At 57.9% G+C, this 23682-nt stretch carries 20 protein-coding genes and 1 riboswitch; of the genes, 8 read left to right on the top strand and 12 right to left on the bottom strand.

Translation table 11 applies throughout. The annotated features are described in order from the left end of the window. Positions 1–23 precede the first annotated feature (23 nt). From SERRSCBI_RS01405 to nudC, 6 genes are all read right to left on the bottom strand, one after another. Positions 24–695, bottom strand: a complete 672-nt coding sequence (locus SERRSCBI_RS01405; RefSeq protein ID WP_080273415.1) for a DUF1481 domain-containing protein — start codon at positions 693–695, stop codon at positions 24–26. A 36-nt stretch (positions 696–731) separates the two neighbouring features. Beyond that, entirely contained in the window at positions 732–1004 is a 273-nt protein-coding gene (hupA, locus tag SERRSCBI_RS01400) for a nucleoid-associated protein HU-alpha (protein ID WP_004929874.1), read from the bottom strand. A 189-nt stretch (positions 1005–1193) separates the two neighbouring features. After that, the gene (locus SERRSCBI_RS01395) at positions 1194–1784 is read right to left on the bottom strand and encodes a YjaG family protein (protein WP_033644369.1); all 591 of its coding nucleotides are present in this window, start codon (positions 1782–1784) and stop codon (positions 1194–1196) included. Positions 1785–1832: 48 nt separating this feature from the next. Beyond that, on the bottom strand, positions 1833–2519 hold the full coding sequence (nfi, locus tag SERRSCBI_RS01390) for a deoxyribonuclease V (RefSeq protein WP_042783476.1): 687 nt from the start codon (positions 2517–2519) through the stop codon (positions 1833–1835). 9 nt (positions 2520–2528) lie between these two features. Beyond that, positions 2529–3593 carry a uroporphyrinogen decarboxylase gene (gene hemE / locus SERRSCBI_RS01385; RefSeq protein WP_042783475.1) on the bottom strand — a complete coding sequence of 355 codons (1065 nt, stop codon included), beginning with the start codon at positions 3591–3593 and terminating at the stop codon, positions 2529–2531. Positions 3594–3631: 38 nt separating this feature from the next. Beyond that, a complete protein-coding gene (nudC, locus tag SERRSCBI_RS01380) occupies positions 3632–4399 on the bottom strand; it encodes an NAD(+) diphosphatase (protein ID WP_033652716.1) in 768 nt (255 codons plus the stop codon). A gap of 101 nt (positions 4400–4500) precedes the next feature. Between nudC and SERRSCBI_RS01375 the strand changes: the two genes are divergently transcribed. From SERRSCBI_RS01375 to SERRSCBI_RS01340, 8 genes are all read left to right on the top strand, one after another. Next, a complete protein-coding gene (locus tag SERRSCBI_RS01375; RefSeq protein ID WP_019456431.1) occupies positions 4501–5004 on the top strand; it encodes an Rsd/AlgQ family anti-sigma factor in 504 nt (167 codons plus the stop codon). 38 nt (positions 5005–5042) lie between these two features. Beyond that, positions 5043–5167: riboswitch (TPP riboswitch) on the top strand. A gap of 114 nt (positions 5168–5281) precedes the next feature. Beyond that, complete coding sequence (gene thiC, locus SERRSCBI_RS01370; protein ID WP_042783474.1) at positions 5282–7225, top strand: phosphomethylpyrimidine synthase ThiC; 1944 nt, start codon at positions 5282–5284, stop codon at positions 7223–7225. Beyond that, on the top strand, positions 7218–7868 hold the full coding sequence (gene thiE, locus SERRSCBI_RS01365) for a thiamine phosphate synthase (RefSeq protein ID WP_033644365.1): 651 nt from the start codon (positions 7218–7220) through the stop codon (positions 7866–7868). The genes thiC and thiE overlap by 8 nt, the downstream gene beginning before the upstream one ends. Further along, a complete protein-coding gene (locus tag SERRSCBI_RS01360) occupies positions 7861–8610 on the top strand; it encodes a HesA/MoeB/ThiF family protein (protein WP_033644364.1) in 750 nt (249 codons plus the stop codon). The genes thiE and SERRSCBI_RS01360 overlap by 8 nt, the downstream gene beginning before the upstream one ends. Continuing rightward, positions 8607–8807 (top strand): sulfur carrier protein ThiS, encoded by a 201-nt coding sequence (gene thiS / locus SERRSCBI_RS01355; RefSeq protein ID WP_016929423.1) that lies wholly within the window; start codon positions 8607–8609, stop codon positions 8805–8807. The genes SERRSCBI_RS01360 and thiS overlap by 4 nt, the downstream gene beginning before the upstream one ends. A 1-nt stretch (position 8808) precedes the next feature. Further along, a complete protein-coding gene (locus tag SERRSCBI_RS01350; protein WP_033652706.1) occupies positions 8809–9588 on the top strand; it encodes a thiazole synthase in 780 nt (259 codons plus the stop codon). Further along, positions 9588–10721, top strand: coding sequence for a 2-iminoacetate synthase ThiH (thiH, locus tag SERRSCBI_RS01345; RefSeq protein ID WP_033644362.1), 1134 nt, complete (start codon positions 9588–9590; stop codon positions 10719–10721). Before SERRSCBI_RS01350 ends, thiH begins: the two co-directional genes overlap by 1 nt. Before the next feature lie 816 nt (positions 10722–11537). Next, positions 11538–12233, top strand: coding sequence for a response regulator (locus tag SERRSCBI_RS01340; protein ID WP_033644361.1), 696 nt, complete (start codon positions 11538–11540; stop codon positions 12231–12233). Here the strand turns inward: SERRSCBI_RS01340 and SERRSCBI_RS01335 are convergent. The 6 genes from SERRSCBI_RS01335 to rplL all read right to left on the bottom strand — a co-directional run bounded on the left by SERRSCBI_RS01335 (position 12219) and on the right by rplL (position 23642). Further along, complete coding sequence (locus SERRSCBI_RS01335; RefSeq protein WP_033644360.1) at positions 12219–13493, bottom strand: sensor histidine kinase KdpD; 1275 nt, start codon at positions 13491–13493, stop codon at positions 12219–12221. The genes SERRSCBI_RS01340 and SERRSCBI_RS01335 overlap by 15 nt on opposite strands. 1 nt (position 13494) lies before the next feature. Beyond that, positions 13495–13959, bottom strand: coding sequence for an oxidoreductase (locus SERRSCBI_RS01330; RefSeq protein ID WP_033644359.1), 465 nt, complete (start codon positions 13957–13959; stop codon positions 13495–13497). Then, a complete protein-coding gene (locus SERRSCBI_RS01325) occupies positions 13959–14405 on the bottom strand; it encodes an N-acetyltransferase (protein WP_033652702.1) in 447 nt (148 codons plus the stop codon). Before SERRSCBI_RS01325 ends, SERRSCBI_RS01330 begins: the two co-directional genes overlap by 1 nt. Before the next feature lie 168 nt (positions 14406–14573). Continuing rightward, positions 14574–18797 (bottom strand): DNA-directed RNA polymerase subunit beta', encoded by a 4224-nt coding sequence (rpoC, locus tag SERRSCBI_RS01320; protein ID WP_033644357.1) that lies wholly within the window; start codon positions 18795–18797, stop codon positions 14574–14576. A 118-nt stretch (positions 18798–18915) separates the two neighbouring features. Further along, positions 18916–22944: a DNA-directed RNA polymerase subunit beta gene (rpoB, locus tag SERRSCBI_RS01315; RefSeq protein ID WP_004929900.1), complete on the bottom strand. Its 4029-nt coding sequence runs from the start codon at positions 22942–22944 to the stop codon at positions 18916–18918. A 332-nt stretch (positions 22945–23276) separates the two neighbouring features. After that, positions 23277–23642, bottom strand: coding sequence for a 50S ribosomal protein L7/L12 (gene rplL / locus SERRSCBI_RS01310; protein WP_004929903.1), 366 nt, complete (start codon positions 23640–23642; stop codon positions 23277–23279). Between the last annotated feature and the right edge of the window lie 40 nt (positions 23643–23682).

Below are 23682 nucleotides of genomic sequence, written 5' to 3'. Positions count from 1 at the left end.
GGCTCCGCAGCGCGGGGCCTTTTTTATAGCTGGTCTTCTTTCGGTTCCCAGCTGCAGAAGTCGTCGTTCGCTACCAGCAGCAGCTCGCTGCCTTCCGGCGCTTCCAACCAGGCGACGCTCACCGGCCGGCTGCTGCTGCGGGCGCGTTTTTCGATCCAGGCGATGGCGGAGGCATCCAACCCGGGTTTTAAGCGCTGCCCGTCGCAGGTTTGCACTTCGCCCTGCAACCAACGCCCCTGCAGCAATTTGACCTTGCCGGCGCGCAGCGCATTGCTGACTTCGAGGATACGTCGCGCCTGATATTGATACAGGGCGATTTCATCGCGGGTCAGCGGTTCGCGGCGTGTCGCCAGCTGGCGCTGCATAAAGCTCACCGTGCCGTCGTCGGCAAAGCGCAGTTGAATGGAATCTCGATCGCCGTCGGCGTCGTTGCGTTTGATTTGGCGCAGCACGTCGCCCTGATAGGTGTACAGCGTGGTGATGGTACCCGGTCCGCGGTAGGGACTGTAGACGCTGACCAGCACCTGCGGGCGATGTTGCTCATCGTCTTTACGCCACAGGCGTATCACGCCTTGATCGGCCACAAAGCCGCTGGCGGTAAAGCTGGGAATATCGGAATGGAAACTGCAGGCGCTCAGACCGAGGGCGATGCCGGCGGCCATGAGCACCCGACGAGTAAACAAAAGGGGCGCCATCGCCCCTCTGTTTAATCTTTTCACCGAGGCGCGGTCTTATTTAACAGCGTCTTTCAGTGCTTTGCCAGAAACGAACGCAGGCACGTTGGCTGCTGCGATTTTGATTTCTTTGCCAGTCTGTGGGTTGCGGCCAGTGCGCTCGCTACGATGGTTTACTTTGAAAGTACCGAAGCCAACCAATTGTACTGCATCACCTTCTTTCAGAGACTCAGTAATAGCAGCCAGGGTGGATTCCAGAGCCAGTTTAGCTTGTGCTTTGGAAAGGTCAGCCTTGTCCGCGATTACATCAATCAGTTGAGTCTTGTTCATAAGTTATCCTTACAGTGTGTTTATCGTTTGCAAAGCATCGAGTGCGACGGATATGCCGATTGACAGCACTCTCCTGCATACACGCACCGATAGCCACTTTTTTTACGCCCCCCAAATGTAGACCAGACAGGGTGCGGATGTGAAGCCTTAAGGCATGACAAATCAGGCGTTAAATCACGTTTTGTTGCCTTATTGCGCTAAATTTATCCCGATGTTGCTGACACCGGCCTCTCGCAGGTCGGATCGCAGCCCCTTGATCAGGTCTATATCGCGCTCTTCACAGGCGTCCAACAGGCGGAAAATTTCCCATTGAATGTCCCATTCTTCCTCTACCGCAGGCAAACTTCCCAACTCTTCGTCGGTCATTTCCCTGCCGGCTTGAGTCATTTCCAACATCGCCACGGTGCGAATCGATGTTTCGCTGATGGCGATGGCGTGCTCCAGCGTCTCCCCGCCGAGCCGCGAATGGATCAGTTCCCCTAATGCGATACAGGCATCAATTGCCGGGTAAACGCCGTAAAGATCGTAATCTTCCGCCGACGGAATCGCCTCTTCCAACTTCTCGAGCTGGCTGTCGAAGTTGACCTTGGCGTCCTTCACCACCAGCGTTTCCCACACCAAATCCAGAATGCGGCGATAAATCGCCGGATCGCCGAACTCGGTCTGTTTGCAGAACATCTGGTAATTCGGGTACATACGCTCGCACAAACTGGCCATAAAGGTCAAATGTTGCCAAGCCTCGTGCCGTTCCAGACGTAAATGAATCGGGTTACGTAGCATGCTTTACTCTCTTACGCGTTATCTGCGGCGCAGTGTACCCGAAATCGCTCATGGCGACACCTCCGGATGCTGCTGCAACCAACGCTGAAACGCCGGACGGCGCGAAGCGATGGCGTCGGCCCAGCGGGTCGGCTCCGGCAAACGGTAGCCCGCCATACAGCGCTGCACCCACACCAGCGCGCTGTCGGCGCCCACGCGGTGACCGGTAGAGATGAATAGCGGGTTGCAGCGCGCCTTGCTGCGCCATACCCAGCCCAGCTGTTCCCCCTTATCTTCCAACGGTGCCAGCGCGCCGACGGCGGCCTCCAGCGGCGCGAATTTGCCGCACAGGCGCTTCTTGGCCACGCCGATGGTCGGTACATCGACCAGCAGGCCGAAATGGCTGGCGACGCCGAGGCGCCGCGGATGTGAAATACCATGCCCATCGACGAAGATCAGCCCCGGCTTTTGCCGTAGTTGTGCCCAGGCGGCCAACAGCGCCGGATATTCGCGAAACGACAGGAAGCCCGGGATATAAGGCATGACGGTGGCGATGCGCGCCACCTGATATTCCACCAGCTCCAGCGACGGATAGCGCAGTATGGCGATGGCGGCACGCGTCACCGCCCCCTCCTGCTCGAAGCCCACGTCAGCGCCGGCGATGAAGGCCGGCGGTTCGGCCGGCAGATCGTCGTAGCGAATGACTTCAGCAGCGCGCCGCAGCTGTTCGGCGCGCAGGGCCTGCATATCGGTCACATCGAATCCTTAACGGTGGTATTTCGCCGACTGCGCGTGCACCGCCTCGACGAAGGCGCCAGCGTGCTCAGGCGGCACATCCTGATGGATGCCGTGGCCCAGGTTGAACACATGACCGTTGCCGTGGCCAAAACCGGCCAGAATGGTCTCCACCTCTTCCGCGATGCGCGCCGGAGAAGCATAGAGCATCGACGGATCCATATTGCCCTGCAGCGCCACTGTGTCGCCCACGCGACGACGCGCGTCGGCGATATCGGTGGTCCAGTCCAGCCCCAGCGCATCGCAGCCGGTGGCGGCCATCGCCTCCAGCCACTGCCCGCCGCCTTTGGTAAACAGCGTCACCGGCACGCGGCGGCCGTCATTTTCACGCAGCAGGCCATCGACGATCTTGTGCATGTAGTGCAACGAGAACTCGCGGTAATCGCGCCCGGTCAGCACCCCGCCCCAGGTGTCGAACACCATCACCGACTGCGCGCCGGCCTTGATTTGGGCGTTGAGGTACAGGATCACGCTGTCCGCCAGCTTGTCCAGCAACAGGTGCAGCGTGGCCGGTTCGGCATACATCATTTTTTTCAGCTTGGTGAAGGCCTTGCTGCTCCCGCCTTCAACCATATAGCTAGCCAGCGTCCACGGGCTGCCGGAGAAGCCGATCAGAGGCACTTCGCCCTTCAGCTCGCGGCGGATGGTGCGCACCGCGTTCATCACATAGCCCAGCTCCACTTCCGGATCGAACGCCGGCAGTTTGTCGACGTCGGCACGGCAGGTGATAGGTGAGCTGAAACGCGGGCCTTCGCCGGCTTCAAAGTACAGGCCAAGCCCCATGGCGTCGGGAATGGTGAGAATGTCGGAGAACAGAATGGCGGCGTCCAGCGCATAGCGGCGCAGCGGCTGCAGCGTAACCTCACAGGCCAGCTCCGCGTTCTTGCACAGCGACATGAAATCACCGGCCTGGGCGCGGGTCGCCTTGTACTCCGGCAAATAACGACCGGCCTGGCGCATCATCCATACGGGGGTCACATCCACCGGCTGGCGCAACAGCGCGCGCAGGTAGCGATCGTTCTTCAACTCAGTCATTTATGGGGCTCCCTTAATAATCTGCCGGCCATTGTACATTATTCTTCCCGGCACAGCGCCACGGTGTCCTCAATCAACCGGCGCGCCACGGTGCCGGGCGGCGGCAACAGCGGCAGTTGGTCGTAGCGATACCAGCCTGCGTTGAGCAGCTCCTTGGGATCGTGACGAAGGTCGCCCTGATGGTAATCGGCCATAAAGGCCATCATCAGCGAGTGTGGGAACGGCCAGGGTTGTGAAGTGACGTAGCGCAGGTTCTTGATTTCGATATTGCTCTCTTCCATCACTTCGCGCGCCACCGCCTGCTCCAGCGTTTCGCCCACTTCGACGAAACCGGCCAGCACCGTGTGGATACCGCCGCGATGGCGCACGTGCTGCGCCAGCAGGATCTGATCGTCGCGCCGAATGGCGACGATCACGCAGGGCGCAATCTGCGGGTAGTACCGTTCTTTGCAGTGGCCGCAGAGGCAGGCGCTTTCGGTGCGGCTGAGATGCATCTCATGGCCGCAGTAGCCGCAATAGCGATGGGAGCGGTAGAAATCCGCCAGCTGCACGCCGCGCCCGGCAAGCTGGAACAGACCGCGATCCTGATCCAACAGCTGACGCACCGATCCCATCTCCCGCGGCATCGCCTGGCGCACCAGCCAGACCGGCGCGCCCTCCCACTCACCGATGACGCGCGCCATGTGGCCCTGCAGCCCGAGGGCGGCGGCCGTCCCCGACGGCAATTCACCGTTCGGTAACCAAAGTTTGCTTTCATGGCTGACGATCCACCAGCCGTTTTCATTGCCCGTTAATGCAAGTTCCATATCGTTGTTGCACAACCTCAGCTTCACTGGCACTCTACAAATCGGCTTTGTTACATTTTAATAACTTACCGGTTACTTTTGTTACTTACACGGAGTCAAACATGCTCAACCGTTTGGAAAGGCTGACTCAGCGCGTTGGCGGTAGTAATGAATTAGTTGATCAATGGCTTCAGGCCCGCAAGCAGTTGCTGGTCGCCTACTGCACGCTGGTAGGCCTCAAACCGAATAAAGAAAAGCATACGCCGCTGAATGAAAAAGCGCTGGAGAACTTTTGCCATAACCTGGTGGATTACCTCTCAGCAGGGCATTTTCATATCTATGACAGAATTATCAAACAAGTGGAAGGCGCAGCCAGTCCGAAAATGTCGCTGGCGGTGAACATCTACCCCAAGCTATGGGCCAATACCGAACAGATCATGGCGTTCCACGATCGCTATACCGAAGTGGATATCGATCAGGAGGTCTGTCTGGAATTCCATCAGGCCTTGTCGGATATCGGCGAAACGCTGGCGGCGCGCTTTGCGCTGGAAGATAAGCTGATCCTGTTGGAAGCGGAGGCCGCGCAGCAACCGCTGCCGGACCAGGCGCTGGATCCGGCGCGTTAAAATTTTATAGTTTTTTTTCTTATCCCTCCTATACTGGGGGCATCTTGTCGGAGTGCCTAGCGCCTGATTTGTTCATCGAATCAGCCAGGCTGAGACCGTTAATTCGGGATCCGCGGAACCTGATCGGGCTAATACCCGCGAAGGGAACAAGAGTAATCTATCGCCACAGGCACGGCCTTCCCTTTGCGGGCGTCCAGCCTTATCGGCCACCATCATTACTCCCTCCGAGCTCCAGACAAGCAACTTTCCCAACCCAACACACTGGTAGGAACTTGCTATGTCTAACGTTAATCCACCGCGCGCCCGTAAAGCGCAACGCGAAGCCGCCCAGCAGTTTATCGACACGCTGCAAGGCATGGCTTTCCCAAACTCACGCCGCATCTACCTGCAGGGCTCGCGCCGCGATATCCAGGTGCCGATGCGCGAAATTCAGCTCAGCCCGACCCTGGTCGGCGGCAGCAAAGATAGCCCGCAGTATGAACAGAACGAGGCGATCCCGGTATATGACACCGCAGGCCCATACGGCGATCCGCAGGCCGAGCTCGATGTGCACGCCGGCCTGGCCAAGCTGCGCGCCGGCTGGATCGACTCGCGCGGCGATACCGCGACCCTGAGCGGCGCCAGTTCCGGCTTCACCCAACAGCGTCTGGCGGACGAGGGGCTGGATCACCTGCGCTTCGAACATCTGCCGCTGCCGCGCAAGGCGTTGCCGGGCAAGTGCGTGACCCAACTGCACTATGCCCGCGCCGGCATCGTCACCCCGGAGATGGAGTTCATCGCCATCCGTGAAAACATGGGGCGCGAACGCATTCGCGGCGAGGTGCTGCGCCACCAGCATCCTGGCCAGGGCTGGGGCGCCAACCTGCCGGACAACATCACGCCGGAGTTCGTGCGCCAGGAAGTGGCCGCCGGCCGCGCCATCATCCCCGCCAACATCAATCACCCGGAGGCGGAGCCGATGATCATCGGCCGCAATTTCCTGGTGAAGGTGAACGCCAATATCGGCAACTCGGCGGTCACGTCGTCGATCGAAGAAGAGGTGGAGAAGCTGGTGTGGGCCACCCGCTGGGGCGCAGACACCGTGATGGATCTCTCCACCGGCCGCTATATTCACGAAACCCGCGAGTGGATCCTGCGCAACAGCCCGGTGCCCATCGGCACCGTGCCTATCTACCAGGCGCTGGAGAAGGTCAACGGCGTGGCGGAAAACCTCACCTGGGAGATGTTCCGCGATACGCTGCTGGAACAGGCTGAACAAGGGGTCGATTACTTCACCATCCACGCCGGCGTGCTGCTGCGCTACGTGCCGATGACCGCCAAACGCCTGACCGGCATCGTGTCGCGCGGCGGCTCGATCATGGCCAAATGGTGTCTGTCGCACCATCAGGAAAACTTCCTCTATCAGCACTTCCGTGAAATCTGCGAGATCTGCGCCGCCTACGACGTTTCGCTGTCGCTCGGCGATGGCCTGCGCCCCGGTTCGATTCAGGACGCCAACGACGAGGCCCAGTTCGCCGAGCTGCATACGCTGGGCGAGCTGACCAAAATCGCCTGGGAATACGACGTACAGGTGATGATTGAAGGCCCGGGCCACGTGCCGATGCAGATGATCCGCCGCAACATGACCGAAGAGCTGGAACATTGCCACGAAGCGCCGTTCTACACCCTTGGCCCGCTGACCACCGATATCGCCCCGGGCTATGACCATTTCACCTCCGGCATCGGCGCGGCGATGATTGGCTGGTTCGGCTGCGCCATGCTGTGTTACGTCACGCCGAAAGAGCACCTCGGCCTGCCGAATAAAGAGGACGTCAAACAGGGCCTGATCACCTACAAGATCGCCGCCCACGCCGCCGATCTGGCCAAAGGCCATCCGGGCGCGCAAATTCGCGATAACGCCATGTCCAAGGCGCGTTTCGAATTCCGCTGGGAAGATCAGTTCAATCTGGCGCTCGATCCGGCCACCGCGCGCGCTTATCACGACGAAACCCTGCCGCAGGAGTCCGGCAAGATCGCTCACTTCTGCTCGATGTGCGGACCGAAATTCTGCTCGATGAAGATTTCACAAGAGGTGCGCGACTACGCCGCCGCCCAAGAGGCCGCCAAACCGATCGAGGTGCAGCTGACCGGCATGGAGAAAATGTCCGCCGAGTTCCGCGCCCGCGGCAGCGAGCTGTATCACAGCGCCGGCAACCTGCAGGAGGAGACGAGCAATGACTGATATCACGACGCCCTTCCCGGCGACGCCCCACAAACTGGGGCTTTACCCGGTCGTCGACAGCGTGGCGTGGATCGCTCGCCTGCTGGAGGCCGGCGTTACCACGATCCAGCTGCGCATCAAGGATCTGCCGGACGAGCAGGTCGAAGAGGATATCGCCGCCGCCATCGCGCTGGGTCGGCGTTATCAGGCGCGGCTGTTCATCAACGATTACTGGCGGCTGGCGATCAGGCACGGCGCCTACGGCGTGCATCTGGGCCAGGAAGATCTCGATACCACCGATCTGGCGGCTATTCACCGCGCCGGGCTGCGGCTCGGCGTTTCCACCCATGACGATGCCGAGCTGGCGCGCGCGCTGGCGGTGAAACCCTCCTACATCGCGCTGGGGCACATCTTCCCCACCCAGACCAAAGACATGCCTTCGGCGCCGCAGGGGCTGGCGGAGTTAAAACGCCACATCGCCGGTTTGGCGGATTACCCGACGGTGGCGATCGGCGGGATCAGTATCGATCGCGTACCGGCGGTGCTGGCGTGCGGCGTCGGCAGCGTGGCGGTGGTCAGCGCCATCACCCAGGCGCCGGACTGGCGCGCGGCGACGGCCGAACTGCTGCGGCTGATCGAAGGTAAGGAGCCGAACGATGCTTAACGATCGGGAGTTCCTGCGCTACAGCCGCCAGCTGCTGCTGGAGGATGTCGGCCCGGAAGGTCAGGAAAAACTCAAGCGCGCCACGGTGCTGATCGTCGGCCTGGGGGGGCTGGGGTCCCCGGCTTCGCTGTATCTGGCCGCCGCCGGGGTCGGCACGCTGCTGCTGGCCGACGACGACACGCTGCACGTCACCAACCTGCAACGGCAAATCCTGTACCGCAGCGCCGATACCGCCACCGGCAAGGCGGCGCTGGCGCAACGCCATCTGCAGGCGTTGAACCCGTTGGTGGAGTCCATCCCGCTGGCGCAGCGGCTGCAAGGGCAAGCGCTGCGCGACGCGGTCGCCCGCGCCGATCTGGTGCTGGACTGCTGCGACAACATGGCGACCCGCCATGAGGTCAACGCCGCCTGCATCGCCGCCGCCAAGCCGCTGATCAGCGGCAGCGCAGTGGGTTTCAGCGGCCAGCTGCTGGTGCTCGAGCCGCCCTATGCGCACGGCTGCTACGCCTGCCTGTACCCGGAGCAGGAAGAACCGCAGCGCAACTGCCGCACCGCCGGGGTGCTCGGCCCGGTGGTGGGCGTGATCGGCACTCTGCAAGCGCTGGAGGCCATCAAGATGCTGGCCGGCCTGCCTTCCTCCCTCAGCGGCAAGCTGCGGCTGTTCGACGGCAAGCAGCAGAGCTGGAGCACGCTGCAGCTGAGCCGGGCCCGCGCCTGCCCGGTCTGCGGAGGCGCCGCATGAAGATCCGTCTGAACGACCAACCGCTGGAGCTGGCACAGCCGCTCAGCGTCGCCGCCCTGCTGACCCAGCTGGAACGCCACCAGCCGGGCACCGCGCTGGCGATCAACCAAACCATCATCCCACGTGCCGACTGGGCCGACCATCAGGTGCAGGACGGTGACGACATTTTGCTGTTTCAAGCGATCGCCGGAGGCTGACATGCTGAAAATCGCCGATACCACTTTTACCTCGCGCCTGTTCACCGGCACCGGCAAGTTCGCCACCCCGGCGCTGATGTTGGAGGCGCTGGCGGCCTCCGGCTCACAGCTGGTGACCATGGCCATGAAGCGCGTCGATCTGCGCGGCGGCAACGACGCCATTTTGGCGCCGCTGCAACAGTTGGGCGTCAGGCTGTTGCCCAATACCTCTGGCGCCAAAACGGCCGCCGAAGCGGTGTTCGCCGCCCGACTGGCGCGCGAAGCGCTCGGCACCCACTGGGTGAAGCTGGAGATCCATCCCGATGTGAAATACCTGCTGCCGGATCCGATAGAAACGCTGAAGGCGGCGGAAACGCTGGTGAAAGACGGTTTTGTGGTGCTGCCCTACTGCGGCGCCGATCCGGTGCTGTGCAAACGGCTGGAAGAAGTGGGATGCGCAGCGGTGATGCCGCTCGGCGCCCCTATCGGCTCCAACCGCGGTCTGCGCACCCGTGACTTCCTCGAAATCATCATCGAGCAAGCCAAGGTGCCGGTGGTGGTAGACGCCGGCATCGGCGCGCCAAGCCACGCGCTGGAAGCGATGGAGCTGGGCGCCGACGCGGTGCTGGTGAATACCGCCATCGCCGTGGCGCGCGATCCGGTGCAGATGGCGCGGGCATTTCGCCTGGCGCTGGAGGCCGGCGAGCTGGCACGCAGCGCAGGATTAGGCTCCAGCCAGCGCGGCGCGGTCGCGTCCAGCCCGCTGACCGCTTTCCTCAGCCAGCCAGAGGAGGCGCAGTGATGACCGACGATTTCAGTAGCCGCTGGCAACAGCTGGACTGGGACGACATTACGCTGCGCATCAACGGCAAAACGGCGCGCGACGTGGAACGCGCATTGAACGCCGACAAGCTGACGCGCGACGACTTTATGGCGCTGATCTCCCCCGCGGCCGCGCCGTATCTGGAACCGTTGGCGCAACGCGCGCAGTTGCTGACCCGTCAGCGGTTCGGCAACGTCGTCAGCTTCTATGTGCCGCTGTACCTGTCCAACCTGTGCGCCAACGACTGCACCTACTGCGGCTTTTCGATGAGCAACCGCATCAAGCGCAAAACGCTGGATGCGGCGGAGATTGCACGCGAGTGCGAAGCCATCAAGGCGCTGGGGTTCGAACATCTGTTGCTGGTCACCGGCGAACATCAGACCAAGGTCGGCATGGACTATTTCCGCCAGCACATTCCGGCGATCCGCCGCCACTTCAGCTCGCTGATGATGGAAGTGCAGCCGCTGGCGCAGGAGGAATACGCCGAACTGAAAACGCTGGGCCTGGACGGCGTGCTGGTGTATCAGGAAACCTACCATCCGGCCACCTATCTGCAGCACCACCTGCGCGGCCAGAAACAGGATTTCCATTGGCGCCTGGCCACGCCGGATCGCCTGGGGCGCGCCGGGATCGACAAGATCGGCCTCGGCGCGTTAATCGGCCTGTCCCACAGCTGGCGAACCGACTGCTATCTGCTGGCGGAACACCTGTTCTACCTGCAGCAAACCTATTGGCAGAGCCGCTACTCGATCTCGTTCCCACGCCTGCGCCCCTGCGCCGGCGGCATTGAGCCCGCGTCTATCATGAGTGAGCCTCAGCTGGTGCAGCTGATCTGCGCCTTCCGGCTGTTCGCGCCGGACGTTGAGCTGTCGCTGTCTACCCGGGAGTCGCCGTACTTCCGCGATCATATGATCCCGGTGGCGATCAATAGCGTCAGCGCCGGATCCAAGACGCAACCCGGCGGCTATGCCGACGACGTACCGCCTGAGCTGGAACAGTTTGAGCCGCACGACGGCCGCACGCCGCAGCAGGTCGCCGAGGCCATCAGCAACGCCGGGCTGCAGCCGGTGTGGAAAGACTGGGACGATTATCTGGGACGCAGCGCGCAATAAGCGGCAACGTTTGCCGCCGTGCGAAGAAAACGCTGGAGCGGCCGCGCAATGCCGAACGGTGGCGCTGGCGCCGGCAAACGCGCCGATTATAGTGACGTTGCCGACCGCCAAACCCGGTGTCGGCCGGGGCCGTTACCCTCTCGATGGCCCCGCCTTATCCAACCCCGGATCGCGCACAGACGCTCTTGCGCGACTCCGGTTCCTCACCAACGGCCATCCTGGAACCTGCGCCTGAGGGCACGCACGAACAGGCGGTTTTATCGGCTCAGGTGACGGGCATGATGAGGGAATAGCGGTGTTCAGCACTCACGCAGAGTGTTTTTCAATGGAGCCCGTTGCGGCAGAGAACGGCAGAACGAGGAAAAAGTCGATGCGGAGACGAAAAGTGACTCGAGGGGTAATCCCCGATACTGCCAATGGCCCTGGTGTTGGCCGTCGCGTTTTTTTGCCGCCTGCTCCCTGCTTACAGACAAGAGCAGGCGGTTTATTTTGTGAGACTGGCAACCCCCCCAGGACGCGAATCACACAGTATGTGCGCTAATTAACCATACAAACGATTAAATGTGAATGTCTTTTGAGTGTTTTTTTATTTGATATCGAGTGTATTCTGAGTTTGCCAAGGAAAATCAAACTGATATCACCGCAACCTCCGGGGCATCATCTATAATCCAGCACGGGTTCTCGCGCAGATTTGCCACGCTCGCGGTCAACATCAAAAAAGCCAAGGTTGTCATGAAGAAAACGCCAAATTACATCGATGCAATCAGCGCGTTGCTCACTCTTAAAGGGGTTGGCGACAGAAAACATGCCTCCACGATGGCCAACATACTGAACCTTCAGTACAACAGCGCCAAGCAGAAGCTGGATGGTAAAAGGGGCATCACCCTCGACGAAGTCAGAAAGGTGTTTCAGTACTTCAACGAGCCATTCGCCGGCCAAAGAACGCATAACGGCGTTTTTATCATGAACAGCATTCACAAACGCTGTAAGGTTGAAGTCGACGAACACCCGGTGACACAGCTGGACGACGACGAAACCTACGCCTACAAAAAAGATGACCTTTTCATCATCAATACCAGCCGGGATACGCAGGCCGACGTACCGCTGTACAGAGTCAACAAGATAGACTTTCTGCCGGCGCCACGCATCGCGATCCTGGACAACGACAGCGATATCCTCGAGCTGTTGAAGAAAATCGCCTGCCGCTACGGCATTGAGACCGAGACCTTTCAAACGGCGGATGCCATGCTGGCCGCACTTGAGCAACAGTCCTTTGAGGCGTTTATTCTGGACTGGCTGTTGGACTTCGGCGAAACCTCAGAACGCGTCGTGAAGAAAATAAAGGACACCCTCGATCCGCACGCGCGCATCATCATTCTGACCGGCCAGCTGAATCACTATGAGAAGAATATCGGCGATATGATCCTGCACTATGACGTGCACCTGGTGGAAAAACCGACCAAACCGCTGATTATCTCCTCACTGCTGCTGTCGAATTTATTCTTTAATTAGTTTGACCGGAATGCGGATGAAAAACGATGAGCCAACGCCTTCGGTGGATTTGACCCTGATGGCGCCTTTCAGCGTCGTCACATAATTCTTGATAATGGTCAGCCCCAGCCCCAGCCCCTGCCGCGTTTCCCTTTCTACTCCCTGATTGAACGCCTTGTACAACCGTTCCAGATTATTAACGTTAAATCCGATGCCGTTGTCTTTGACCCATAAATACAGATTGCCATGGCACACCTTCACGTTGAGGATGATCGCGCCGTGGTGAGTAAATTTGTCCGCGTTGCTGAGCAGATTGGCCAATATTCGGTAGAGCTTGTATTTGTCGGAGCAAATCAAACCAACATAGGATGAACGACGCACCACGATGCGATTACCGCGCCCGGCGCTGATACTGGTCATGGCATCGTCCACCACCTCATGCAGCCGAAAGGTGGAAATATTGACGTTAACCTCCCCCATTTCAAACCGCGAATAATCCATCACCTCACGCGTTTGTTCGGCGATCTTGTTCCCGTGGTAGGAGATCAGGCGGGCCTCCTTTTTGAGCTCTTCCTGCGCCAGCTCGTGCTCCATGATATCCGCGGCGATGACGATGGCCTGCGTCGAACCGGCGATTTCATGGTAGATGGATGAGATAAAGATGTTCTTGTTCTTGATGATCTCTTTTAACGAGAAGGCGTTTCTCACCACCAGGAACATCATCAGGAACACCAAAATCAGCGATAAGACGGCGAACATCTCGGCTTTTCTCGAATTATCCTGGATGATGCCTTTAACCTCGGTGAAGTTTTTAATTTGTATCCGATAAATAATCTCCTGGATATCGACCAACGTGCCCTCGATGTCATCCATATAAGCGAGGATATCCGCCTTGCTTTTCCGCCCTGCCAGCAAACCGACGGAAAGATCGCCCAGCGTTCGGTACTGTTGCTTCAGCAGAGCGACGTTCTTGATAAATTCGTCGTCGTAATAGAAAGAGTCGCTGAAGGTGGAGCGGCTCTCCAGGATTTGGATCTTCGAGTAAAATATTTTCTTTTTGATCAGGAAAGCGTCGTAGTCGTCGTTTTCACTGAGCAGCAGCGCAGTTTTGGTTCTTTCAAACGCCAGAAACAGGATCTCGGCCACCGAGTAGTTATCCAGATTGGGTTCGATCTGCTTATAGCGCTCTTTTACGCCACCGAAGTTAATGGCAATCAGCAAAATTAATAAGGAGAAGATGGCAACCAACGCGATAAGAGTACCGATCAGTTTCTTGCTCATCTCATTTAATCTCCAGCCGTTTGACTTGCCAGACGGTTTTCGCGTTCACGTCCAGGTTATTCAGCTCGGGGTATTGATCGCGCGGATAGATAATAGCGAACGGCCCCAGCTCCCCCACGTCGATCGGCTTACCGCCGCGCAGATAGGCGACAATCACGCGATATTTAATCATCTCGTCAATCGGCATCGAATAGGAATAGTCGTCCCACGCGAAGGCGCGCACCGACTTCCCTTGCAGATGGTACGCTTTCACCAGCTCCGAAAACTCAACGCCGGTGAACGCCTCTTCCGGGGTAAAATTGGTCGAGGTTTTAATCGTGTGCGACGGCATCGCCTCCAGCATCTGTCGGGTGACATTGATCTTCTCGCCGTCCGCCGGCTTCAGGTAAAAAGAGTCAACGGCCGCGTACAGCGGTGCGCTGAACAGCGAAAGCAGCAGTAACGTCATCAATCCTTTGATTTTCATTATTCACCCTCTTTGCGCTTCACCAGTTCCGCCTGACCGAACTCATCCCGCCCGATCACATCCCAACCGTGATGTTGATAAAAACCTTCGGCTTTAGAGCCGGGATCGGTGGTTAAGTGAATGGCTTCGGCGCCGTGCTCAAACATCCAGGCAGTGACGCGCGCCAGCAAGGCTGAACCCATCCCCATTGATTGGTATTCCGGCTTCACGAACAGTCCGCCGATCAACGGTTCGGGGATGAACAACCCGAATCCAACGCCGGCATAGTCCTCGCCATACTTGCAGATCCAGCCACCGCCCTGGTTGATGTCTTCCAGCGCCTGCTTGCGCTGCAGATACTGGATCTGATGCGGATGCAGCAGATTCTCTTCGACGGAAAAGCGGATCTCATACAGGTAAGGCAGGTGTTTCGCCGTCAGTTTTTCGAAGGTAATGAGGCTGTCCATGTTTTGTGCTGTCCTTGGTTGTCAGGTAAAAAGCGCCGGTCAATTTCTGCTGTAACCATAGTAGCAAAGTTTGTCATAACCCGGCGCGAGGCGAAAAAAAACCGCCCCCTAGGGAGCGGTTTATCTGGCGATAGGCCCGGCGTAGCGGGCCCGCGGAGCGGATGACGATTACTCGTCGTCGCTGCCGCCCAGACCTGCGTTAAGCAGTTCGGCCAGGTTCGCAGTCGCTTCTTCCGCGCTGACTTGCGGAACAACCGGCGCTTCGCCCTGAGCACGACGACGCATGCGATCCTGATGATAAGCGTAACCGGTACCGGCTGGGATCAGACGGCCCACGATGACGTTCTCTTTCAGGCCACGCAGTTCGTCGCGCTTGCCGGCTACGGCAGCTTCGGTCAGAACGCGCGTCGTTTCCTGGAACGATGCGGCGGAGATGAAGGACTCGGTCGCCAAGGAAGCCTTGGTGATACCCAGCAGATCGCGCGAGAAGGTTGCCGGGATCTTACCTTCAGCTTCCAGCTGACGGTTGGCAATCTTGACGCGAGACACTTCAGCCTGCTCGCCTTCCAGGAACTCGGAGCCACCAGCGCTAACGATAGTGCCTTTACGCAGCATCTGACGAACGATAACTTCGATGTGCTTATCGTTAATCTTAACGCCTTGCAGACGGTAAACTTCCTGCACTTCGTTGGTGATGTAGCGGGTAACCGCATGCACGCCACGCAGACGCAGAATGTCGTGCGGAGACTCTGGGCCGTCGGAGACGACGTCGCCACGTTCCACCACTTCGCCTTCGAACACGTTGAGCTGACGCCATTTCGGAATCATCTCTTCGTAAGCGTCGCTGCCGTCCAGCGGAGAGATCACCAGGCGACGTTTGCCTTTGGTCTCTTTACCGAACGAGATAATCCCGCTGATTTCAGCCAGGATTGCCGGCTCTTTCGGACGACGCGCTTCGAACAGGTCGGCAACGCGCGGCAGACCACCGGTAATATCCTTGGTACCGCCGGATTCCTGAGGAATACGCGCCAGGGTATCACCCGCACCGATCTGAATGCCGTCTTCCAGCTGAACGATCGCTTTGCCCGGCAGGAAGTATTGAGCAGGCATATCAGTACCTGGGATCAATACGTCTTCGCCCTTAGCGTCAACGATTTTCAGTGCCGGACGCAGGTCTTTACCGCTACCGGTACGCTCTGCGCTGTCCAGGACAACCAGAGAAGACAAACCGGTCAGTTCGTCGGTCTGACGAGTAATCGTCTGGCCGTCGACCATGTCGGCGAAGCGAATGAAGCCGCTGACTTCACTGATGACCGGCATGGTGTGCGGATCCCAGTTAGCAACGGTTTCGCCGCCGTTAACTTCTTCACCGTCGCCTTTGCCCATCACGGCGCCGTAAGGCACCTTGTAGCTTTCTTTGGTACGGCCGAATTCGTCGATCAGTTTCAGTTCGGTGTTACGCGAGGTGATCACCAGCTTGCCTGCGGCGTTCATAACGAACTTCGCGTTGCTCAGCTTGATGCTACCCTTGTTTTTCACCTGAATGCTGGATTCAGCAGCCGCACGAGATGCCGCACCACCGATGTGGAACGTACGCATCGTCAGCTGTGTACCCGGCTCACCGATGGACTGTGCCGCGATAACGCCGATGGCTTCACCTTTGTTGATGATGTGGCCACGTGCCAGGTCGCGACCGTAGCAGTTAGCACACACACCGAAGTCGGTTTCACAGCTCACCACGGAACGGACTTTAACGCTGTCGACAGAGTTCTCTTCCAACAGGTCACACGCCTTCTCGTTCAGCAGGGTGTTGCGTGGCACCAGAATGTCCGCTGTACCCGGCTTGAGGACATCTTCTGCCGTCACACGGCCCAGAACGCGTTCACGCAGCGGCTCTTTCACGTCGCCACCTTCGATAACCGGAGTCATCAGAATGCCGTCGTGGGTGCCACAGTCGTCTTCGGTCACCACCAGGTCCTGCGCCACGTCAACCAGACGACGGGTCAGATAACCGGAGTTCGCGGTTTTCAGTGCGGTATCCGCCAGACCTTTACGAGCACCGTGAGTGGAGATGAAGTACTGGAGTACGTTCAGACCTTCACGGAAGTTCGCGGTAATTGGCGTTTCGATGATGGAGCCGTCCGGCTTCGCCATCAGACCACGCATACCGGCCAGCTGACGAATCTGAGCGGCGGAACCACGCGCACCGGAGTCGGCCATCATAAAGATGCTGTTGAAGGAAACTTGCTGTTCCACTTCGCCGTCACGGTTAACCACGTCTTCTACCGACAGGTTTTCCATCATCGCTTTCGCAACGCGTTCGTTCGCGGCAGCCCAGATATCGATCACTTTGTTGTAGCGTTCGCCGGCGGTCACCAGACCAGACTGGAACTGCTCCTGGATCTCGGCAACTTCGGTTTCCGCTTCTTCGATGATCTCCGCCTTCTTGGCCGGGATAACCATGTCGTCGATACCTACGGAAGCGCCGGAACGGGCTGCGTAAGCAAAGCCGGTGTACATGATCTGGTCAGCAAAGATAACGGTCGGCTTCAGGCCCAGGATGCGGTAACAGGTGTTCAGCATCTTGGAGATCGCTTTCTTGCCCAAAGGCTGGTTAACGATCGCGTACGGCAGACCTTTCGGTACGATCATCCACAGGATGGCGCGGCCGATGGTGGTGTCGATGATGCTGGTCTGAGAGGTCCACTCGCCTTCGGCGTTCTTGACGTCTTCAGTGATACGCACTTTAACGCGCGCATGCAGCGACGCCAGGCCGGCGCGGTAAACACGCTCAGCTTCTTTGGAACCGTTCAGCACCATGCCTTCGCCTTTGGCGTTAACACAGTCGCGGGTCATGTAGTACAGACCCAGTACAACGTCCTGAGAAGGAACGATGATTGGCTCGCCGTTCGCTGGGGACAGGATGTTGTTGGTGGACATCATCAGCGCACGCGCTTCCAGCTGGGCTTCCAGCGTCAGCGGTACGTGAACGGCCATCTGGTCACCATCGAAGTCGGCGTTATATGCCGCACAAACCAGCGGGTGCAGCTGGATCGCTTTACCTTCGATCAGAACCGGTTCAAACGCCTGGATACCCAAACGGTGCAGGGTTGGTGCACGGTTCAGCAGTACCGGGTGTTCGCGAATCACTTCGTCCAGGATATCCCAAACGACGGCTTCTTCACGCTCAACCATTTTCTTGGCGGCTTTGATGGTGGTGGCCAGGCCACGCAGCTCCAATTTGCCGTAGATGAACGGTTTGAACAGCTCCAACGCCATCTTCTTAGGCAGACCGCACTGATGCAGACGCAGGTATGGACCTACGGTGATAACGGAACGGCCTGAGTAGTCAACGCGTTTACCGAGCAGGTTCTGACGGAAACGACCCTGCTTACCTTTGATCATGTCGGCCAAAGATTTCAGAGGGCGTTTGTTGGAACCGGTGATCGCACGACCGCGACGGCCGTTATCCAGCAGGGCGTCTACCGCTTCTTGCAGCATACGCTTTTCGTTGCGCACGATGATGTCCGGCGCAGCCAGATCCAGCAGGCGTTTCAGACGGTTGTTACGGTTGATCACGCGGCGATACAGATCGTTCAGATCCGACGTCGCGAAACGACCGCCATCCAGCGGAACCAGCGGGCGCAGATCCGGCGGCAGTACCGGCAGCACGGTCAGGATCATCCACTCCGGCTTGTTACCGGACTGTACGAACGCTTCCAGCAGCTTGATACGCTTGGTCAGCTTCTTGCGCTTGGTTTCGGAGTTGGTTTCGTTCAGCTCTTCACGCAGCTGCTCGCACTCGGCTTCCAGATCCATGTTTTTCAACAGGGCCTGAATGGCTTCCGCACCCATCTTGGCGTCGAATTCGTCACCGAACTCTTCCAGCGCGTCCAGATACTGCTCTTCGGTCAGGATCTGACGACGCTCGAGGTTGGTCATACCGCCTTCGACCACCACATAGGATTCGAAGTACAGTACGCGTTCGATGTCACGCAGCGGCATATCCAGCAGCAAACCGATGCGGGATGGCAGCGATTTCAGGAACCAGATGTGCGCAGTCGGGGAAGCCAGCTCGATGTGGCCCATGCGCTCACGACGCACTTTGGTCTGGGTCACTTCAACGCCGCACTTCTCACAGATCACGCCGCGGTGTTTCAAGCGCTTGTACTTACCGCACAGGCACTCGTAATCTTTTACCGGCCCGAAGATACGGGCGCAGAAAAGGCCGTCACGCTCTGGTTTGAACGTACGGTAGTTAATGGTTTCCGGCTTCTTAACTTCACCGAACGACCACGAACGGATCATGTCTGGCGAGGCCAGAGCAATCTTGATCGCATCAAACTCTTCGGTCTTAGTTTGCGCTTTCAGAAACTTCAATAAGTCTTTCACGGATTGGCTCCTGTCGGAGTTAAACCTGTTGGGCACCCACAACCGCAGTAGGTACCCGTGTGACCTGAACAACCACTCTCAGGCTCCCTTAGGCGGGGAGCCTGAGCCGGAATGACGATTACTCGTCTTCCAGTTCGATGTTGATGCCGAGCGAGCGGATTTCTTTCAACAGTACGTTGAAGGATTCCGGCATGCCTGGCTCCATCCGGTGATCGCCATCCACGATGTTTTTGTACATCTTGGTACGGCCGTTAACGTCATCCGACTTAACGGTGAGCATTTCCTGCAGGGTATAAGCCGCGCCGTATGCTTCCAGTGCCCACACTTCCATCTCACCGAAGCGTTGACCACCGAACTGCGCTTTACCACCCAGAGGCTGCTGAGTAACCAAGCTGTAAGAACCGGTTGAACGGGCGTGCATTTTATCGTCAACCAAGTGGTTCAGTTTCAGCATGTACATATAGCCGACAGTAACCTGGCGCTCGAATTGCTCACCGGTACGGCCATCGAACAGCGTGATCTGACCGGAGGTCGGGATACCACCCATTTCCAGCAGCTTCTTGATTTCAGTCTCTTTCGCACCGTCAAACACCGGCGTTGCGATCGGCATACCTTTTTTCAGGTTCTCTGCCAGACGCAGCACTTCGTCGTCGCTGAAGGTGTTCAGGTCAACTTTCTGGCAAACGTCGTCGCCCAGATCGTAGGCCTTCTGGATGAACTCACGCAGCTTGGCCACTTCCTGCTGCTGCTTCAGCATCTGGTTGATCTTCTCACCGATGCCTTTCGCAGCCATACCCAGGTGGGTTTCCAGGATCTGACCGATGTTCATACGTGATGGTACGCCCAGCGGGTTCAGTACGATGTCTACCGGCGTGCCGTTTTCATCGTAAGGCATATCTTCGATCGGGTTGATCTTGGAGATAACACCCTTGTTACCGTGGCGGCCCGCCATCTTGTCACCCGGTTGGATCTGACGTTTAACGGCCAGATAAACCTTGACGATTTTCAGTACGCCCGGCGCCAGATCGTCGCCCTGAGTGATCTTACGACGCTTGGCTTCCAGCTTCTTCTCGAAGTCGGATTTCAGTTCGTCGTACTGCTCAGCCAGCTGCTCCAGCTGGTTTTGCTTCTCTTCGTCGGTCAGGCCCAGTTCCAGCCAGCGATCGCGCGGCAGCTTGCTCAGCTTGTCGGCTTCGATGCCACCGGCAACCAGTACCGCGTGGATACGCGCAAACAGGCCGGCTTCCAGGATCTGCAGTTCTTCAGTCAGGTCTTTCTTCGCCTGCTTCAGCTGCATCTCTTCGATTTCCAACGCGCGCTTGTCTTTTTCCACGCCATCGCGGGTGAAGACCTGCACGTCGATAACCGTACCGGAAACGCCGTTCGGCACACGCAGAGAAGAGTCTTTAACGTCAGACGCTTTCTCACCGAAGATCGCACGCAGCAGTTTCTCTTCCGGCGTCAGCTGGGTTTCGCCTTTAGGCGTTACCTTACCGACCAGGATGTCGCCGCCGGTCACTTCAGCACCGATATACACGATACCGGACTCATCCAGCTTGGAGAGCGCCGCTTCACCCACGTTAGGGATGTCGGCGGTGATCTCTTCAGGCCCCAGCTTGGTGTCGCGAGACACGCACGCCAGTTCCTGGATGTGGATGGTGGTGAAGCGATCTTCCTGCACCACGCGCTCGGAGACCAAGATGGAGTCTTCGAAGTTGTAGCCGTTCCAAGGCATGAACGCTACGCGCATGTTCTGGCCCAGCGCCAGTTCGCCCAGGTCTGTCGATGGGCCATCCGCCAGCACGTCGCCGCGCTCGATTGGCTCACCCAGATTCACACACGGCATCTGGTTGATGCAGGTGTTCTGGTTAGAACGGGTGTACTTGGTCAGGTTGTAAATATCGATACCTGCTTCGCCCGGGTACATCTCGTCTTCGTTAACTTTGATAACGATACGGGAAGCATCCACGTACTGGATCACACCGCCGCGTTTGGCAACGGCGGTTACGCCGGAGTCAACCGCTACAGCGCGTTCCATACCTGTACCGACCAGCGGCTTATCGGCGCGCAGGGTTGGTACGGCCTGACGTTGCATGTTCGCACCCATCAATGCACGGTTGGCGTCATCGTGTTCCAGGAATGGAATCAGTGAAGCACCAACGGAAACAACCTGTTGGGTGGATACGTCCATGTAGTCAACCTGGTCGCGGCTGAACAGGCTTGATTCGCCTTTGCTGCGGCAGGTGACCAGGTCTTCTACGAAGCGGCCTTCTTCATCCAGGTTGGAGTTCGCCTGGGCGATAACGAAGTTGCCTTCTTCAATAGCAGACAGGTAGTTGATTTCATCGGTCACCACGCCATCACGCACGCGGCGGTACGGGGTTTCCAGGAAGCCATACTCGTTAGTCTGTGCGTACACGGACAGGGAGTTGATCAGACCGATGTTTGGACCTTCCGGCGTTTCGATTGGGCACACGCGGCCGTAGTGGGTCGGGTGTACGTCTCGAACTTCAAAGCCGGCGCGCTCACGGGTCAGACCGCCCGGGCCCAGTGCGGAGATACGACGCTTGTGCGTGATCTCGGACAGCGGGTTGTTCTGGTCCATGAACTGGGACAGCTGGCTGGAGCCGAAGAACTCTTTCACAGCCGCCGAAATCGGTTTGGCGTTGATCATGTCCTGAGGCATCAGGGTATCCAGATCGCCCAGAGACAGACGCTCTTTCACCGCACGCTCAACACGCACCAGACCTACGCGGAACTGGTTCTCGGCCATTTCGCCGACGGAGCGGATACGACGGTTGCCCAAGTGGTCGATATCGTCCACTTCGCCCTTGCCGTTACGGATATCGATGAGCTTCTTCATCACTTCGATGATGTCGTCTTTGCTCAGGATGCCCGAACCTTCGATCTCGTCGCGCAGCAGAGAACGATTGAACTTCATACGGCCAACCGCGGACAGATCGTAGCGGTCTTCGGAGAAGAACAGGTTCTCGAACAGGCTTTCGGCAGCTTCGCGCGTTGGCGGCTCACCAGGACGCATCATGCGGTAGATTTCTACCAGCGAGCTCAGACGATCGTTGGTCGGATCGACACGCAGCGTTTCAGAGATGTACGCGCCGTGGTCCAGATCGTTGGTGAACAGCGTTTCGATGCGCTTGTGGCCGGACTGGCTCAGCTTGGCCAGCAGATCCAGCGACAGCTCCATGTTGGCTGCGCAGATCAGTTCGCCGGTATTGGTATCGATATAGTCTTTCGCGACCACTTTGCCCGCGATGTACTCTACCGGTACTTCAATGCTCTGAATGTCGTCTTTTTCCAGCTGGCGGATATGACGAGCGGTGATGCGACGGCCTTTCTCTACGTAGATCTTGCCGTTGGCTTCGATATCGAACGAAGCGGTCTCACCACGCAGGCGCTCTGGCACCAGCTCCATCTGCAGCTTGTTGTCGCGGATTTCGAAGACGATCTTGTCAAAGAACAGGTCGAGGATCTGTTCAGTGGTGTAGTTCAGCGCGCGCAGAATGATGGTCGCAGGCAGTTTGCGGCGACGGTCAATACGCACGAACAGGTTGTCTTTCGGATCGAACTCGAAGTCCAACCATGAACCGCGGTAAGGGATGATGCGTGCGTTGTACAGCACTTTACCCGAGGAGTGGGTTTTACCCTTATCGCTGTCGAAGAATACGCCAGGACTACGGTGCAACTGAGATACGATAACCCTCTCAGTACCGTTGATCACAAAGGTGCCGTTTTCGGTCATGAGCGGAATTTCGCCCATGTAGACTTCTTGTTCCTTGATGTCTTTGACCGTACCTTCAGGCGCTTCGCGCTCATAGATAACCAGGCGCAGTTTTACGCGCAGCGGTGCAGAGAACGTCACACCACGGATCTGGCACTCTTTGACGTCGAAGACCGGCTCACCAAGACGGTAGCTAACGTATTGCAGCTCCGAATTGCCACTGTAGCTCTGGATAGGGAAAACAGAACGGAATGCGGCTTCAAGGCCGTACTGCCCTTCTGGATCTTGCTCGATAAACTTCTGGAACGAGTCAAGCTGGATAGAAAGGAGATATGGTATGTCCAGCACTTGTGGACGTTTACCAAAATCCTTACGAATACGTTTTTTCTCGGTATAGGAGTAAACCATAGGGTTCCTCAGCTCGCTGATCAGTGACCCAATCTGTCCGTCCGATTAGGGACAGTTCATGCAACACCGTTTTGTCGACCGGAAAGCGGGAACACTTTCCGCAATATCTCTTGCTATCACGCTTAAACCATTTCATCGCGCCTTCCCCCAGAACTCCTGGTAGTGCAAAGACCGCGGTATATTAAGTCGTCGATAGAAACAAACATTGGGAGGCGAAACCAGCAGCCAAACAGTGTGAAACGCTACTGGCGCCCTACAGCGCAAAAAGGCTGGTGACTAAAAAGTCACCAGCCATCAGCCTAAAAGACTAGGCTGCAACCGGAAGGGTTGGCTTATTTAACTTCAACTTCTGCGCCAGCTTCTTCCAGAGATTTTTTCAGAGCTTCTGCGTCATCTTTGCTCACGCCTTCTTTCAGAGCGGCTGGAGCAGATTCAACCAGGTCTTTAGCTTCTTTCAGACCCAGGCCGGTAGCGCCACGTACTGCTTTGATAACAGCAACTTTGTTAGCGCCTGCAGCTTTCAGGATAACGTCGAATTCAGTTTTCTCTTCAGCAGCTTCAGCTGGGCCAGCAGCTACAGCTACAGCAGCAGCAGCAGAAACGCCGAATTTTTCTTCCATAGCGGAAACCAGTTCAACAACGTCCATTACGGACATAGCGGCAACTGCTTCCAGGATTTGGTCTTTAGTGATAGACATAACAATTGTTCCTAAAATTCAGAAATAGTTTAAATACGTT

This window comes from Serratia sp. SCBI (genome assembly GCF_000747565.1).
GTDB classification, from domain to species: Bacteria; Pseudomonadota; Gammaproteobacteria; order Enterobacterales; family Enterobacteriaceae; genus Serratia; species Serratia ureilytica.
Note: the sequence above shows the minus strand (reverse complement) of the source record. Positions and strands in the feature narration are given on the sequence as shown.

Coding starts and splice junctions, on each gene's coding strand:
- SERRSCBI_RS01405 (WP_080273415.1), bottom strand. CDS start 695: ATGGCGCCCCTTTTGTTTACTCGTCGGGTGCTCATGGCCGCCGGCATC.
- hupA (WP_004929874.1), bottom strand. CDS start 1,004: ATGAACAAGACTCAACTGATTGATGTAATCGCGGACAAGGCTGACCTT.
- SERRSCBI_RS01395 (WP_033644369.1), bottom strand. CDS start 1,784: ATGCTACGTAACCCGATTCATTTACGTCTGGAACGGCACGAGGCTTGG.
- hemE (WP_042783475.1), bottom strand. CDS start 3,593: ATGACTGAGTTGAAGAACGATCGCTACCTGCGCGCGCTGTTGCGCCAG.
- nudC (WP_033652716.1), bottom strand. CDS start 4,399: ATGGAACTTGCATTAACGGGCAATGAAAACGGCTGGTGGATCGTCAGC.
- SERRSCBI_RS01375 (WP_019456431.1), top strand. CDS start 4,501: ATGCTCAACCGTTTGGAAAGGCTGACTCAGCGCGTTGGCGGTAGTAAT.
- thiC (WP_042783474.1), top strand. CDS start 5,282: ATGTCTAACGTTAATCCACCGCGCGCCCGTAAAGCGCAACGCGAAGCC.
- thiE (WP_033644365.1), top strand. CDS start 7,218: ATGACTGATATCACGACGCCCTTCCCGGCGACGCCCCACAAACTGGGG.
- SERRSCBI_RS01360 (WP_033644364.1), top strand. CDS start 7,861: ATGCTTAACGATCGGGAGTTCCTGCGCTACAGCCGCCAGCTGCTGCTG.
- thiS (WP_016929423.1), top strand. CDS start 8,607: ATGAAGATCCGTCTGAACGACCAACCGCTGGAGCTGGCACAGCCGCTC.
- SERRSCBI_RS01350 (WP_033652706.1), top strand. CDS start 8,809: ATGCTGAAAATCGCCGATACCACTTTTACCTCGCGCCTGTTCACCGGC.
- thiH (WP_033644362.1), top strand. CDS start 9,588: ATGACCGACGATTTCAGTAGCCGCTGGCAACAGCTGGACTGGGACGAC.
- SERRSCBI_RS01340 (WP_033644361.1), top strand. CDS start 11,538: ATGGCCAACATACTGAACCTTCAGTACAACAGCGCCAAGCAGAAGCTG.
- SERRSCBI_RS01335 (WP_033644360.1), bottom strand. CDS start 13,493: ATGAGCAAGAAACTGATCGGTACTCTTATCGCGTTGGTTGCCATCTTC.
- SERRSCBI_RS01330 (WP_033644359.1), bottom strand. CDS start 13,959: ATGAAAATCAAAGGATTGATGACGTTACTGCTGCTTTCGCTGTTCAGC.
- SERRSCBI_RS01325 (WP_033652702.1), bottom strand. CDS start 14,405: ATGGACAGCCTCATTACCTTCGAAAAACTGACGGCGAAACACCTGCCT.
- rpoB (WP_004929900.1), bottom strand. CDS start 22,944: ATGGTTTACTCCTATACCGAGAAAAAACGTATTCGTAAGGATTTTGGT.
- rplL (WP_004929903.1), bottom strand. CDS start 23,642: ATGTCTATCACTAAAGACCAAATCCTGGAAGCAGTTGCCGCTATGTCC.